Genomic DNA, 282 nt, shown 5'->3' on the forward strand with positions numbered 1-282 from the left:
GGCAGCGATCGCAGCCTCGATGTTGTCGGCACGATCACCCCGGATGCGGTCAGAGTAAGCGGTTGCCAGATTATTCATCGATTGCGCCCACTCCACCGGCATCGCCTCGCGCGTCCTCACCTCCAGCGACTGCTGATAGGCTTTGATCGCAGCCTCGATGTTGTCGGCACGATCACCCCGGATGCGGTTCTTGTAAGCGGTTGCCAGATTATTCATCAATGTCGCCCACTCCACCGACATCGCCTCGCGCGTCATCACCTCCAGCGACTGCTGATAGGCTTT

The 282-nt window shown here is 59.2% G+C and carries 1 protein-coding gene; it reads right to left on the reverse strand.

Translation table 11 applies throughout. The annotated features are described in order from the left end of the window. Positions 1 to 282 (reverse strand): tetratricopeptide repeat protein (locus tag ACR6Z4_RS32275; protein ID WP_479721410.1); only part of this gene is annotated, 282 nt, incomplete at both ends.

It is taken from the genome of Calyptranema fuscum S582, from assembly GCF_055793305.1.